Genomic DNA, 14,356 nt, shown 5'->3' on the forward strand with positions numbered 1-14,356 from the left:
GCCGCGTCCGCACGGATCGCTCATCCGCTGCGATGGTGTCATGGCCGACGCAACCTCCATCCTGATGACGAGCACGCTCACCACCGCACTCCTGGCGATGAGCGGCATTTCCGGGCACCGATTACGGCAGCTCGTCGCGGCGGGCGCGCTCATTCGCCTCCGAAACGGGCGGTATGTCCCTGAGGGGACGCCGCCACCGCTCATCGACGCCGGCCGATGGGGAGGCAGGCTCGACTGTGTGTCGCTACTCGCATCGCTGGGAGTGTTCGTCAGCGAATGCGCCGGAGTGCACCTGCAGTTCGAACCGGGCACGACGCGGCTGCCGCCACGTCCTCGGCACGTGCACGCACATTGGCGCAAGCTCGCGCTTCCTCGGGAGGCTCTGACGACGGACATCGTGACGGCGCTGGCACAGGCCTGCAGGTGCCAGGGGCCGCGCGAGGCGGTCGCGACGCTCGACAGTGCCTGGCACCTCGGCCTGGTGGACGAAGCCGGCATCGCGGAGGTCTTCGCGCTGCTGCCGCGGCGCTACCAGGGGTTGCGAGGTCTCCTGGATGCGCGGAGCGAGTCGGGAGTCGAGTCCCTGATGCGGCTCATCCTTCGAACCCTGGGCGCGGACATCCAGGTTCAGGTGCAGATCGATGGGGTGGGACGGGTCGACTTCGTCGTCGACGGCTGGCTGATCGTGGAGTGCGACAGTCGCGCGCATCACGAGGGCTGGGATATCCAGCGCCGCGACCGCCGACGCGATCTCGCGGCCGCCGTGCGCGGCTACACGACTGTCCGGCCGCTCGCCGAGGACATTCTGTTCCACCGGGGTGAGGTGGTGCGTGACGTCGCCGCGATCCTCGCCCACGGTCGCCCCTCCAGTCGGTGACGAAACTCCACGGATCCGTGCCCGTGGCCGGCCGGAGCGGCCGCCTGGGGCCGTTCTCGCACCAGATCCGTGGAGTTTCGGCGGCGCAAACGCGGCCACGACCCCGCCGAGCCGCCGGTCAGCCGCCGAAGCCCTCGCCGATGAGCTCGATGAGCTCCTCGCGCTCCTCGACCGACAGGAACGCGCCCGCGGCGGCGTTCAGCTGGAACGCCTCGAGGTCCTCCAGCCGGTAGTCGAACGTCTCGGCCAGCAGGGCGAGCTCGCGGGTGAGCGAGGTCCGGCTCATCGTGCGGTTGTCGACGTTGACCGTCACGGCGAAGCCGAGTTGGTACAGCAGGTCGAAGGGGTGGTCCTCCAGCGTGGTGCCCCACCGGGCGATGGCGCCGGTCTGCAGGTTCGACGACGGCGAGAGTTCCAGCGGGATCTCCCGGTCGCGCACCCAGCGGGCCAGGTCGCCGAAGGTCACGAGCACCTCGTCGCCCTTCTGCTGCACGACGTCGAGGTCCTCCGCGATGCGCACACCGTGGCCGAGCCGCAGCGCGCGCCCGTCGATGAGCGCGGAACGGATGCTGTCGAGCCCGGCCGCCTCGCCGGCGTGCACCGTCACGGGGAAGAAGTGCGTCGCGAGGTAGTCGAACGCAACGCGGTGGTTCGAGGCGGGGAAGCCGTCCTCGGGCCCCGCGATGTCGAACCCGACGGCGCCGCGACCGCGGTACGCGACGGCGAGCTCGGCGATCTCCAGCGAACGGTCGGTGTGGCGCATCGCCGTGATGAGCTGGCCGACGCGGATGTCGCGCCCGGTGCCGTCGACCGCGTCTTCACCCTCCTCGATGCCCTCCTGCACGGCTTCGACCGCCTCCTCCAGCGACAGTCCGCGGGCGAGGTGCTGCTCGGGCGCCCAGCGCACTTCCCCGTAGATGACGCCGTCGGCGGCGAGGTCCTCGACGAACTCCTTCGCGACGCGGCGCAGTCCGTCGGCGGACTGCATGACCGCGGTGGTGAGATCGAACGTCTTCAGGTACTCCACGAGCGAGCCCGAGTCGCTCTGATCCTCGAACCAGTCCGCGAGGTCGTCGGCGGTCTCCGCCGGCACCTCCAGCCCGATCTCGTCGGCGAGCTCGAGGATCGTCTGCGGGCGCAGTGCCCCGTCGAGGTGGTCGTGCAACGACACCTTCGGCAGAGAGCGGATCGAGACGCCGTCGAGCTTCGCGTCGCCGTGCTGATCGATGGCCATGGGGTGCTCCTCGGGTGGATGCAGGTGGATGCGAGGTGGATGCGGGGTGGATGCAGGTCAGGCGGTGATGCGCTCGCGCACCAGCGGGGCGGATGCCGGGGCGTCGGCCCCGATCTCCCACGCACCCTCGAGGGCGTCGAGGGCACGGTCGAAGCGCTTGTCATCATCGGCGAGCAGGGTGAACAGCGGCTGACCGGCCGTGACGGCCGCACCGGGCTTGACGTGCAGGTCGATGCCCGCGGCGTGCACGACCGGGTCCTGCGCACGGGCGCGCCCGGCGCCCAGCCGCCACGCCGCGACGCCGAATGGCAGCGCGTCCATGCGGGTCAGGATGCCGTCGCCGGCGGCCGTGACCGTGTGGGTCTCCCGCGGGGTGGGCAGGGCCGCGTCGGGGTCGCCATCCTGCGCGCGGATCATCTCGCGCCACGCGTCCATCGCACGGCCGTCCTGCAGGGCGGCCTCGACGTCGGCATCGGGCTGCCCGGCGAGCGCGAGCATCTCGCGGGCGAGGGCGACCGTCAGCTCGACGACGTCGGCGGGGCCGCCGCCGGCGAGCACCTCGACCGATTCACGCACCTCGTTGGCGTTGCCGATCGCGAGACCCAGCGGGGTGTTCATGTCGGTGAGGAGCGCCGTCGTCGCGACGCCCGAGTCGGTCCCGAGCGCGACCATCGTGCGGGCGAGCTCGCGGGCGCGGTCGATGTCCTGCATGAACGCGCCGGACCCGAACTTCACGTCGAGGACGAGCGCGTCGGTGCCCTCCGCGATCTTCTTCGACATGATGCTCGACGCGATCAGCGGGATCGCCTCGACCGTCCCGGTGACGTCGCGGAGCGCATACAACCGCTTGTCGGCCGGGGCGAGACCCGATCCGGCCGCGCAGATGACCGCGCCGACCCCCTGCAGCTGCGCGAACATCTCCTCGTTGGACAGCGCGGCACGCCACCCCGGAATGGACTCGAGCTTGTCGAGCGTTCCGCCGGTGTGTCCGAGTCCGCGGCCGGACAGCTGCGGGACCGCGACGCCGAAGGAGGCCACGAGCGGCGCCAGCGGCAGGGTGATCTTGTCGCCGACACCGCCGGTGGAGTGCTTGTCGACGGTGCGCTTGCCGAGCGAGGAGAAGCTCATCCGCTCCCCCGACGCGATCATCGCGTCGGTCATGACGCGGATCTCGTCGCGGGTCATGCCGTTCAGCAGCACCGCCATGGCGAACGCCGCCATCTGCGAATCGGCGACGTACTCGCGGGTGTAGGCGTCGATCATCCAACGCAGCGCCTCTTCGGGCACCTCGCCCTTGTCGCGCTTGATGCGGATGACGTCGACCGCGTCGAACGCTTCGACGGAGGTCATCGCGCCGCCTCCAGATCGCGCGGGCCGAAGGCGTCCGGCAGCACCTCGTCGATCGTGCGGATGCCGGAGACGGTCTCGAGCAGCATCCCCGGCAAGGCGAACTCGTACAGCAGCTGACGGCAGCGCCCGCACGGCATGATCGTCTGGCCGTCGTTGTTCACGCAGACGAAGGCGACGAGCTCGCCCCCGCCGGACATGTGCAGGTCGCCGACGAGCGCGCATTCCGCGCACAGGCCGACGCCGTACGAGGCGTTCTCGACGTTGCAGCCCGACACGATTCGGCCGTCGCTGACGAGCGCGGCAGCCCCGACGCGGTAGCGCGAGTACGGCGCGTACGCACGCTGCATGGCGTCGGTGGCGACGGCGCGCAGCTCGTCCCAGTCGATGTCGGTCATCTGGCGTTCACTCCTTGATATACGGCTTGCCGGATGCCGCGGGCCCGCGGATCTGGCCGGCGAAGCCGGCCACGGCGAGGATCGTCACGACGTACGGCAGCATGAGCATGAACTCGCTCGGCACCGGCGTCTTCAGCACCGTCAGCAGGTTCTGCAGGTTGGTGGCGAATCCGAACAGCAGAGCGGCGAAGGTCGCGCGGATCGGGTCCCAGCGACCGAAGATGACGGCGGCGAGGGCGATGAAGCCGAGCCCGGCCGTCATGTCCTTGCCGAACTGCGGCACCGACACGAGCGTGAAGTAGGCGCCGCCGATGCCGGCGATCGCACCGGCGAGCGTGACGTTCCAGAACCGCGACGTGTTGACCTTGATGCCGACGGTGTCGGCGGCCTGGGGGTGCTCGCCGACGGCGCGCAGGCGCAGTCCCCAGCGGGTGCGGTACAGCCCCCAGGCGACGAGCGCGACGGCGATGAACATGAGGTAGACGATGAAGGTCTGGTTGAACAGCACCGGCCCGACGATGGGGATCTCGCTGAGGAGCGGGATCTGGATGCGGCCGAAGCGTTCCGGCTGGTTCAGCTGCTGTTCGTTGGGGACGAGCAGCGCGCCGTAGAGGAAGCCGGTGAGGCCTGTCACGAGGACGTTCAGCACGACACCGACGATGACCTGGTCGACGAGGTACTTGATCGCAAACGCGGCGAGCACGAAGGCCACCAGCACGCCGCCGACCATGGCGCCGATGAGGCCGACGAACGGGTTGCCGGTGATGCTCGACAGCAGCGCCGCCGAGAAAGCGCCGAGCAGCAGCTGACCCTCGATGGCGACGTTGACGACGCCGACCCGCTCGCCGATGACGCCGCCGAGCGCACCGAAGACGAGCGGCACCGACAGCGACACCGCGCCGAACAGCAGGCTCGACACGGGCACGAGGCCGTCGGCGGCGGCCCACACCAGGAACGCGAACACGCCCAGGATGCCGAAGGCGATCGTGAGCCACAGCGGCTGGCGGCGGTACGACCACGCGAGCCAGAACGCCCACACCGTGAGCAGCGCGAGAACCGCCAGCAGCACCCAGCAGGTCACCGCGGTGGGGAGCGCCACGTTGGGCAGCGCGAAGGACTGCGAGGGATCGCCGAGCCGGAACGTCGACGTGCCATCGCGCGGGACGAACAGCACGATCGCCCCCAGCAGCACCGTGAGCACGGCCAGGACGATGGGCGCCTTGAAGTGGCGCTCCTTGACGACGGCGAGCTGGATCGTGCCGTCGCTGCGCTCGACCTGCGTCGCGTCGGGGAGCGAGGTGCTCATGCGGTCACCGCCTTCTTCGCCGCCTTGGCGCGCGCCTTGGCGGCCTTCTCGGCGTCGGTCTTGGGCAGGAAGAAGACCGCGCGCAGCAGCGGCGGCGCGGCGATGAACAGCACGATCAGCGACTGCACGACCAGCACGATGTCGACCGGGATGCCCTGAGCCTGCATCGAGAACGAGCCCGCCTTGAGCGCCCCGAACAGGATGCCGGCGGCGAAGGTGCCCCAGGCGCGGCTGCGGCCGAGGAGGGCCACGGTGATCGCGTCGAAGCCGATGCCGGCGTCGATCGTCGCGCCGAAGCCGGTCGTGACGTTGCCCTGGATCTGGTTCATGGCCGCAAGGCCCGCCAGACCCCCCGCGAACAGCATCGCGTAGAGGTAGATGCGCTGGACGCTGATGCCGGCGGCGCGCGCCGCGTGCGGGTTCTCTCCCACGGCCCGCAGGCGCAGACCGAGGCTTGAGCGCTCGATGACCCACCAGACCACGACGGTCGCGACGACGACGACGACGAAGCCCCAGTCCAGCGCAGGGAAGCGCGGGCCGAGGAGGTCGGGGAACTGCGCACTGGCCGGGGTGGGCGCGGTCTGCGGCTGGTTGTTGCCGGGCATCTGCAGCAGGCCGGGCGTCCGCAGCATCCACAGCAGCAGGTAGTACGCGACGTAGTTGAGCATGATCGTCAGGATCACCTCGTGCGCGCCGGTCTTGGCCTTCAGCAGCCCCACGAGCCCGCCCCACAGCGCGCCACCGGCGATGCCGATCACGAGGGTGAGCGGCAGGTGGATCCACATCGGCAGGTCGAGGTTGAAGGCGAACAGTCCGGCGAACATCGCCGCGATGAGCATCTGTCCGCGCGCGCCGATGTTGAACAGGCCGGTGCGGAAGGCCAGCGCGACGCCGAGTCCGGCGGCGATGAGCGGCGCCGCGAACCCGAGCGAGTTCGTCAGCGGCCGGATCTGGGCGGCGAAGTCGTTCCCTCGCGGGTTGAACACCGCGCCCCGGAACAGTGCTTCGTAGCCGCCGATGACCGCGTTCCAGATCGCGACGAGCGTGTCGCCGGGACGCGCGAAGAAGTAGCCGGCCGCGGCCTGCACCTCCTTGTTGGTCGATGCGATCAGCACTCCGCCGACGATCATCGCCAGAACGATGGCGAGCACGGTGGTCATCGCGCTGCCGCGCATCAGCTCGCGCAGGAAGATCCCGGAGCGGGTCGGCGCGGGGTCCTCCCCCGTGAGCGGCCCGCTCGCGCGCGGCAGCTGCTCGTCGTCCGCGGGCGTGTGCGCCGCGTCGGGGGCGCCGGGTGTGATTCCGCTCATGCCGCGGCCTCCGAATCGCTTGCTCCGGCCATCATGAGTCCGAGGACGTCGCGCGCCGTGTCGCCGGGCACGATCCCGACGACCGTGCCGCGGTACATCACCGCGATGCGGTCGGCGAGGGCGGTGACCTCGTCGAGCTCGGTGGACACGACGATGATCGGGATGCCGGCATCCCGCGTCTCGATGATGCGCTTGTGGATGAACTCGATCGACCCGACGTCGACGCCGCGCGTCGGCTGGGCCACGACCAGCAGCCGCAGGTCGCGGCTCATCTCGCGGGCGATGACGACCTTCTGCTGGTTGCCGCCGGAGAGCGTCCCCGCGGCCGTCTCGGGCCCCTGGGTGCGGATGTCGTACTCGCGGATGCGGTCGCGCGCGAACGCGTCGAGCGCACCGCGGCGGATGGTCCCCCACTGCGCGAACTCGGGGTCCGACGACCGGTCGAGGATGAGGTTCTCGGCGACGGAGAACCCGCCGACGAGGCCGTCCTTCTTGCGGTCCTCCGGCACGAACCCGACGCCTTCGTCGAGGATGGCGCGGACGCTCTTGCCGACCAGTTCGGTGCCGTCGAGGACGATCGAGCCCTCGACGCGCGGGGCGAGGCCGACGATAGCCTCGACGAGCTCCGTCTGGCCGTTGCCCTGCACGCCGGCCACGGCGAGCACTTCGCCGGGGCGCACCTCGAAGTCGACGCCGTCCACGACGATCGCGCCGGTGGCCGTGAGCACGCGCAGGCCCTGCACGCGAAGGCCGCCCTCGCGCACCTGCGGCGGGTCCTTGTGGACGGTGAGCTCGACGGCGCGGCCGACCATGAGCGAGGCCAGCTCGGCGTTCGTCGCAGTGGGCGAGGCCTCGCCGACGACCTTGCCGAGACGGATGACGGTGATGCGGTCGGCGACCTCGCGCACTTCGCGCAGCTTGTGGGTGATGAAGACGATGGAGGTGCCCTCGTCGCGCAGCTGGCGCATGATCGCCATGAGCTCGTCGGTCTCCTGCGGGGTGAGCACCGCGGTGGGCTCGTCGAACACGAGCACCTTCGCATCGCGGGAGAGCGCCTTGATGATCTCGACCCGCTGCTGCACGCCGACGGGAAGGTCCCCGACGACGGCGTCGGGGTCGATCTCGAATCCGAACCGGTCGGCGACGTCGCGCACGTGCTGACGCGCCTTGGCGAGGTCGAGGCGGCCGAAGCCCTTGGTCTCCTCGTGGCCGAGCATGACGTTCTCGGCGACGGTGAACACGGGGATCAGCATGAAGTGCTGGTGCACCATGCCGATGCCGGCGGCCATCGCGTCGCCGGGGCCGCGGAAGTGCTGCGGCGCATCGTCCAGCAGGATCTCGCCCTCGTCGGCGCGATACAGACCGTACAGCACGTTCATGAGCGTGGATTTGCCCGCGCCGTTCTCCCCGAGAAGAGCGTGGATCTCCCCCGGTTCGACCACGAGATCGATGTGGTCGTTGGCGACGAGGCTGCCGAATCTCTTCGTGATCCCGCGGAGCTCGAGCTTCATATCAGCACCCTATCCGGATGGTTTTCAGGTGGGCACCCCCGCGCGGCGGAGCCGCACGGGGGTCGGCAGGACGGCACTCGGGGCGAGCAGCGCGCGGCTGCCCGCCCCGAGTGCGGATCGGAGAGGATCAGGAGGTGGCCGGCGAGTTCGCCGACTCCACCGTGATCTCGCCCGAGATGATCTGCTCCTGCAGTGCGGCCAGCTCGTCCGTGAGACCCGCCGGCAGCTTCGACTCGAAGTCGTGGAAGCTCGAGAGCTTGACACCCTCGTTCTTCAGCGTGCCCACGTACGGGGTCGGGTCGAACTCGCCCTTGGAGGCGGCCATGGTCGCGTCGTAGACGGCGACGTCGATCGCCTTCATGATCGAGACCAGCGTGATGTCGGTGACCGAGGGGTCGGCGACGGCGAGGTCTTTGTCCACGCCGAGGATCAGCGTGTCCTTGCCGCTGTCGGCGATGGCCGCGGCCGCGCTCTTGTAGATCGGGCCGCCGACGGGCAGCAGCACGTCGACACCCTGGTCGAGCACGCCCTGCGCGGTCTGCTTGGCGGTGTCGTTGGCGTCGAAGCCGCCGGTGAACGAGCCCTCCTGCGTCGCGACGTCCCAGCCGAAGACCTGGACGTCGGCGCCCTTGTCCTCGTTGTACTTCTCGACGCCGAGCTGGTAGCCGTCCATGAACACGGCGACCGACGGGATCTGCATGCCGCCGAAGGTGCCGACCTTGTTCACGCCCGCCTGGGCCGACCATGCCGCCGCGGCGTAGCCGCCGAGGTACGCGGCTTCGGCGGTGTTGAAGACGAGCGGCTTGATGTTCGGCGCGTCGGTCTTGCCGTCGAAGTCCGTGTCGGCGTAGTCGTCGATGATCGCGAAGTTCAGGTCGGGATTGGCGTTGGCCGCCTCGACCGTCGCGGCGCTGAGCTTGAAGCCGACCGAGATGATCAGCGAGCAGCCCTCGGCGACGGCCTGCTCCATGTTCGGCGCGTAGTCGTTGTCGTTCGTCGACTCGAACTCGAGCGGGGTGACGCCCAACTCGCTCGCGGCCTTGTCCATGCCGTCCTTGGCGGACTCGTTGAACGACTTGTCGTTCCAGCCGCCCGCGTCGGAGATCAGGCAGGGCAGGAAGTCGGCAGCGCCGGCGTCACCCGAACCGGTCGGGTTCGCTTCGGGGGCCGAGCCGCAGCCGGCCAGGGCGATGAGGAGCCCGGCCGCGGCAGTGATGCCGGCGAGCTTCTTGGTGGTCGAGATGGTCAATGCAGCCTCCACATTGATAGACCCGCGGATCTCGCGGGCGCACGCATCGAAGTTACCCACTGTGACGCGGGACTTGCACCCGTCAGGCAGAGGTCGGTGCGAATGGTTACAAAGACGCAATCATCCGGTTACAGGACGTCGCCGCGGCCGGTGAGCTTCAGCGCGTCGACGACGCCCTTCACGCGCTGCGCGTTCTCGCTCGTGGTGACCAGGAGGGCGTCGGGGGTGTCGACGACGACGATGTCCTTGACACCGATGAGACTGATGACGCGCGTGGTGTGGCTGACGACGATGCCGCTGGCGGCGTCGGAGAGGATGCGGGCGTTCTCGCCGAGGATCGCGAGATCGTTCTTGCGTCCGCCGGAGTTGAGCTTGGCGAGACTGGCGAAATCCCCCACGTCATCCCAGTCGAAGTGCCCCGGCACGACCGCGAGCCGCCCCTTCTGGGCGGCGGGCTCGGCGACGACATAGTCGATCGCGATCTTCGGCAGCTTCGGCCACACCCGGTCCACCACCGGTCCCCGCCGGTCGCGGTCGTCCCACGCCTCGGCGAGTTCGAGCAGGCCCGCGTGCAACTCGGGGTTGTTCGCCTCGATCTCCGTCAACAGCACGTCGGCGCGCGAGATGAACATGCCCGCGTTCCACAGGTAGTCGCGGTCGGCCACGTACTGCTTGGCCGTCTCCAGATCCGGCTTCTCGACGAAGCTGTCCACGAGCGACACGTCGCGCGCGCCGTCGACGATCAGCTCGCCGCCGCGCTTGATGTAGCCGAAGCCCACGGCGGGCTCGCTCGGTGCGATCCCCACGGTGCAGATGTAGCCCTCACGGGCGACCTCGACGGCATCCCGCACGGCGAACTCGAACACGCGCGTTCCGCGGATCACGTGGTCCGCGGCGAACGACCCGATGATCACGTCCGGCTCCCGGCGGTGCAGGATCGCCGCGGCCAGGCCGATCGCGGCCGCCGAGTCGCGCGGCTCGGATTCCAGGAACACGTTCTGATCCGGAATGCCGGGAAGCTGCTCCTCCACGGCGGCGCGATGCGCGCGGCCGGTCACGACCGCGATCCGGTCCTCGCCCGACAGCGGTGCGAGCCGGTCCCAGGTGTCCCGCAGCAGCGAATGACCCGACCCCGTCAGATCGTGCAGGAACTTCGGCGCATCGGCCCGCGAGAGAGGCCACAGCCTGCTGCCGACACCTCCGGCGGGGATCACGGCGTAGAAGTCGTCGATAGGTCGGGCCATGGCTTCGAGGCTATCGCCTCGGCCGTCCCCCTCCGAAAGAATGCCTTTTCGTGCAGTTCTCTCGATATCCAGAGAACTTAGGCTCCCCTTCCTCGCCGGGGCGGAAGGGCGCGACTTAGGATAAGAGTGCGCCCGTGTGCGACGAGAGGGCTCTGGCCCCGCAGCCGATCAGGCCCCGCCGCAGCGTAGCGTCCGATCACACCAAGGGAGGACGACCGTGTCTGCACCAGCACGCGTCACACCGTCGGTAGCCCAGACCACGTCGAAGACCCCTCGCGGCACCCTGTACCGCGGCAACGAGGGCATGTGGTCGTGGGTGCTGCACCGCATCACCGGCATCGCCATCTTCTTCTTCCTGCTCGTGCACGTGCTCGACACCGCGCTGATCCGCGTCTCCCCCGAGGCGTACGACGCCGTCATCGGCACGTACAAGAACCCGATCATGGGCATCGGCGAGGTCTTCCTCGTCGCGGCCGTCGCCTACCACGCCTACAACGGCCTGCGCATCATCGCGGTCGACCTGTGGCCGTGGGCGACGCGTCACCAGCGCCAGCTGTGGTGGGGCGTCATCGGCATCTGGGCCGTGACCCTCGCCGGGTTCGCGCCGCGCCACCTCATGAACGTCTTCGCCAACGTGGGAGGGGGTCACTGATGTCCGCCACCACGACTCCGGACCTCGCCGCCCCGCGGTCGCCGCAGATCCGCAAGAAGGGCGTCAACCTCGAGAAGGTCGGCTGGGTGTACATGCGCGTCTCGGGCGTGCTGCTCGTCGTGCTGATCTTCGGTCACCTGTTCACCAACCTCATGGTCGGCGACGGCATCCACGCCCTCGACTGGGGCTTCGTCGCGGGCAAGCTGGCGAACCCGTTCTGGCAGTGGTGGGACATCCTCATGCTGTGGCTCGCGCTCATCCACGGCGCCAACGGCATGCGCACGATCGTCAACGACTACGTGACCGGCGAGAAGGTGCGCAAGACCTTGGTGTGGGCCGTGTTCGTCGCGGCGGGCCTGCTCATCGTCCTCGGCACGCTCGTCGTGTTCGCGTTCGATCCGTGCAACGGCGTCACCAGCGACAGCGTGTTCTGGGAAGCGTGCCAGGCGCTCTGAGCGCGGCACCACCCGAGACGACGAGACGAAACGAAGAGGCATTCCTGACGTGAGCACCCAGCATCCTGAAGCCGTCCTGCGTGACGGCGTGTACTACCACGAGTTCGACATCGTCATCGTCGGGGCCGGCGGCGCCGGCATGCGCGCGGCGATCGAGGCGGGCCCGGGCGCCCGCACCGCGGTCATCACCAAGCTCTATCCGACCCGTTCGCACACCGGCGCGGCCCAGGGCGGTATGGCGGCGGCGCTCGCGAACGTCGAAGAGGACTCGTGGGAGTGGCACACCTTCGACACCGTCAAGGGCGGCGACTACCTCGTCGATCAGGATGCCGCGGAGATCCTCGCCAAGGAGGCCATCGACGCCGTCATCGACCTCGAGAACATGGGGCTGCCGTTCAACCGCACCCCCGAGGGCAAGATCGACCAGCGCCGCTTCGGCGGGCACACCGCCGACCACGGCAAGACCCCGGTGCGCCGCGCCTGCTACGCCGCCGACCGCACCGGACACATGATCCTGCAGACGCTGTTCCAGAACTGCGTCAAGCTCGGCATCAACTTCTTCAACGAGTACTACGCGCTCGACCTCATCACGGTGACCGATGCCGACGGCAACACCCAGATCGCCGGTGTCGTCGCCTACGAGCTCGCGACCGGCGACCTGCACGTCTTCCACTCCAAGGCCGTCATCTTCGCCACCGGCGGTTTCGGCAAGATCTACAAGACGACCTCCAACGCCCACACCCTCACCGGCGACGGCGTGGGGATCATCTGGCGCAAGGGTCTGCCGCTGGAGGACATCGAGTTCTTCCAGTTCCACCCGACCGGGCTCGCCGGCCTCGGCATCCTTCTCACCGAGGGTGCCCGCGGCGAGGGCGCGATCCTCCGCAACGCCTCCGGCGAACGGTTCATGGAGCGCTACGCCCCCACGATCAAGGACCTCGCGCCGCGCGACATCGTCGCACGCTGCATGGTCAAGGAGGTGCTCGAGGGACGCGGCGCCGGACCCCACAAGGACTACGTGTACCTCGACTGCACGCACCTGGGTGCGGAGGTGCTGGAGACCAAGCTCCCCGACATCACCGAGTTCGCCCGCACCTACCTCGGCGTCGACCCCGTCACCGAGCCCGTGCCGGTCATGCCGACCGCCCACTATGCGATGGGCGGCATTCCCACTAACAACAACGGTGAGGTGCTGCAGAACAACGACACCGTCGTGCCGGGTCTGTACGCCGCCGGCGAGTGCGCGTGCGTGTCGGTGCACGGCGCCAACCGCCTCGGCACCAACTCGCTGCTGGACATCAACGTCTTCGGCAAGCGCAGCGGCCGCAACGCCGTCGAGTACGTCAAGACCGCCGAGTTCGTGCCGCTTCCCGACGACCCCGCGAAGGGGGTCCGCGAGATGATCGAGGGCCTGCGCAACAACCCCGGCTCCGAGCGCATCGCGGTGCTGCGCAAGACGCTGCAGGAGGAGATGGACGCCAACGCCCAGGTCTTCCGCACCGAGGAGACCCTGACGAACGTCATGGGGACGATCCACGACCTGCGCCAGCGCTACAAGAACATCCACGTCGACGACAAGGGCAAGCGCTACAACACCGACCTGCTCGAAGCCGTCGAGCTCGGGTTCCTGCTCGACCTGGCCGAGATCGTCGCCTACGCCGCCCGCAACCGCAAGGAGAGCCGCGGCGGTCACATGCGCGAGGACTACCCCGACCGCGACGACGCGCAGTACATGCAGCACACGATGGCCTACCTCACCGGCGACCCGCACTCGCCCGACCCCGAGGACCACATCCGCCTGGACTGGAAGCCGGTCGTCTTCACGAAGAACGAGGCGGGCGAGTTGAACTACCCGCCGATGGAGAGGAAGTACTGATGACCCTCGTCACCGAAGCGCCCACCGCCGCGGAGGACACCGGCATCCAGTCGTACCTCGTCACCTTCATCATCCGTCGCTTCGATCCGGAGACCGACGCCGAGCCGCGCTGGGTCGACTACGACGTCGAGCTATACCCCACCGACCGGGTGCTCGACGCGCTGCACAAGATCAAGTGGGAGGTCGACGGCTCGCTGAGCTTCCGCCGCTCGTGCGCCCACGGCATCTGCGGCTCCGACGCAATGCGCATCAACGGGCGCAACCGGCTCGCCTGCAAGACCCTCATCAAGGACCTCGACATCTCGAAGCCCATCTACGTGGAGGCCATCAAGGGCCTGCCGCTGGAGAAGGACCTCATCGTCGACATGGAGCCGTTCTTCGCCTCCTACCGCGAGGTGCAGCCGTTCCTCATCGCGAACTCGAAGCCCGAGCCCGGCAAGGAGCGCATCCAGTCGATCGCCGACCGCGCGATCTTCGACGACACCACCAAGTGCATCCTCTGCGCCGCGTGCACGTCCTCGTGCCCGGTGTTCTGGACCGATGGCCAGTACTTCGGCCCCGCCGCGATCGTCAACGCGCACCGCTTCATCTTCGACTCGCGCGACGACGCGGGCGACGTGCGCCTGGACATCCTCAACGACAAGGAGGGCGTGTGGCGCTGCCGCACGACCTTCAACTGCACCGAGGCGTGCCCGCGCGGCATCGAGGTCACCAAGGCGATCGCCGAGGTCAAGCGGGCGATCCTCCGCGGCGGCGCCTGAGCTGCGGGCTTCTGCCCGGATCACCGGCGCTCTGGTCCCGGGCGGATCCGGGGCGGATCCCGCCCGGATCCCGCCCGGACCTGGCCCGGGTACCGCGCGCACCGGATCGATGACCGCAACGTCGCCCTCGATAGGG

General features: G+C 69.1%; 13 protein-coding genes. 5 read left to right on the forward strand and 8 right to left on the reverse strand.

The window, feature by feature from the left end; genetic code table 11:
* The first annotated feature begins 40 nt into the window (after positions 1-40).
* Positions 41-877 (forward strand): putative endonuclease domain-containing protein, encoded by an 837-nt coding sequence (locus JOD60_RS15250; RefSeq protein ID WP_076691456.1) that lies wholly within the window; start codon positions 41-43, stop codon positions 875-877.
* 118 nt (positions 878-995) lie between these two features.
* Here JOD60_RS15250 and JOD60_RS15255 read toward each other — a convergent pair whose 3' ends face one another.
* The 8 genes from JOD60_RS15255 to JOD60_RS15290 form a co-directional block, all read right to left on the reverse strand.
* The gene (locus JOD60_RS15255; RefSeq protein WP_076691457.1) at positions 996-2,111 is read right to left on the reverse strand and encodes an adenosine deaminase; all 1,116 of its coding nucleotides are present in this window, start codon (positions 2,109-2,111) and stop codon (positions 996-998) included.
* Positions 2,112-2,168: 57 nt separating this feature from the next.
* Complete coding sequence (locus tag JOD60_RS15260; RefSeq protein ID WP_076691458.1) at positions 2,169-3,461, reverse strand: thymidine phosphorylase; 1,293 nt, start codon at positions 3,459-3,461, stop codon at positions 2,169-2,171.
* The gene (locus tag JOD60_RS15265) at positions 3,458-3,856 is read right to left on the reverse strand and encodes a cytidine deaminase (RefSeq protein ID WP_076691459.1); all 399 of its coding nucleotides are present in this window, start codon (positions 3,854-3,856) and stop codon (positions 3,458-3,460) included. The genes JOD60_RS15260 and JOD60_RS15265 overlap by 4 nt, the downstream gene beginning before the upstream one ends.
* Positions 3,857-3,863: 7 nt before the next feature.
* On the reverse strand, positions 3,864-5,162 hold the full coding sequence (locus JOD60_RS15270; RefSeq protein ID WP_076691460.1) for an ABC transporter permease: 1,299 nt from the start codon (positions 5,160-5,162) through the stop codon (positions 3,864-3,866).
* Complete coding sequence (locus JOD60_RS15275) at positions 5,159-6,472, reverse strand: ABC transporter permease (RefSeq protein ID WP_076691461.1); 1,314 nt, start codon at positions 6,470-6,472, stop codon at positions 5,159-5,161. Before JOD60_RS15275 ends, JOD60_RS15270 begins: the two co-directional genes overlap by 4 nt.
* On the reverse strand, positions 6,469-7,983 hold the full coding sequence (locus JOD60_RS15280; RefSeq protein WP_076691462.1) for an ABC transporter ATP-binding protein: 1,515 nt from the start codon (positions 7,981-7,983) through the stop codon (positions 6,469-6,471). Before JOD60_RS15280 ends, JOD60_RS15275 begins: the two co-directional genes overlap by 4 nt.
* Positions 7,984-8,110: 127 nt before the next feature.
* Complete coding sequence (locus JOD60_RS15285; protein ID WP_076691463.1) at positions 8,111-9,232, reverse strand: BMP family lipoprotein; 1,122 nt, start codon at positions 9,230-9,232, stop codon at positions 8,111-8,113.
* Between the two features lie 128 nt (positions 9,233-9,360).
* Complete coding sequence (locus JOD60_RS15290) at positions 9,361-10,476, reverse strand: mannose-1-phosphate guanylyltransferase (RefSeq protein WP_076691464.1); 1,116 nt, start codon at positions 10,474-10,476, stop codon at positions 9,361-9,363.
* A 217-nt stretch (positions 10,477-10,693) separates the two neighbouring features.
* Between JOD60_RS15290 and sdhC the strand changes: the two genes are divergently transcribed.
* The 4 genes from sdhC to JOD60_RS15310 are packed head-to-tail and all read left to right on the forward strand — an operon-like array spanning position 10,694 to position 14,220.
* Positions 10,694-11,128: a succinate dehydrogenase, cytochrome b556 subunit gene (gene sdhC, locus JOD60_RS15295; RefSeq protein ID WP_076691465.1), complete on the forward strand. Its 435-nt coding sequence runs from the start codon at positions 10,694-10,696 to the stop codon at positions 11,126-11,128.
* Positions 11,128-11,583 carry a succinate dehydrogenase hydrophobic membrane anchor subunit gene (locus tag JOD60_RS15300; protein WP_076691466.1) on the forward strand — a complete coding sequence of 152 codons (456 nt, stop codon included), beginning with the start codon at positions 11,128-11,130 and terminating at the stop codon, positions 11,581-11,583. Before sdhC ends, JOD60_RS15300 begins: the two co-directional genes overlap by 1 nt.
* A gap of 49 nt (positions 11,584-11,632) precedes the next feature.
* On the forward strand, positions 11,633-13,459 hold the full coding sequence (gene sdhA, locus JOD60_RS15305) for a succinate dehydrogenase flavoprotein subunit (protein WP_076691467.1): 1,827 nt from the start codon (positions 11,633-11,635) through the stop codon (positions 13,457-13,459).
* The gene (locus JOD60_RS15310; RefSeq protein ID WP_076691468.1) at positions 13,459-14,220 is read left to right on the forward strand and encodes a succinate dehydrogenase iron-sulfur subunit; all 762 of its coding nucleotides are present in this window, start codon (positions 13,459-13,461) and stop codon (positions 14,218-14,220) included. The genes sdhA and JOD60_RS15310 overlap by 1 nt, the downstream gene beginning before the upstream one ends.
* The last annotated feature ends 136 nt before the right edge of the window (positions 14,221-14,356 follow it).

It is taken from the genome of Microbacterium aurum, from assembly GCF_016907815.1.
Lineage (GTDB): Bacteria > Actinomycetota > Actinomycetes > Actinomycetales > Microbacteriaceae > Microbacterium > Microbacterium aurum.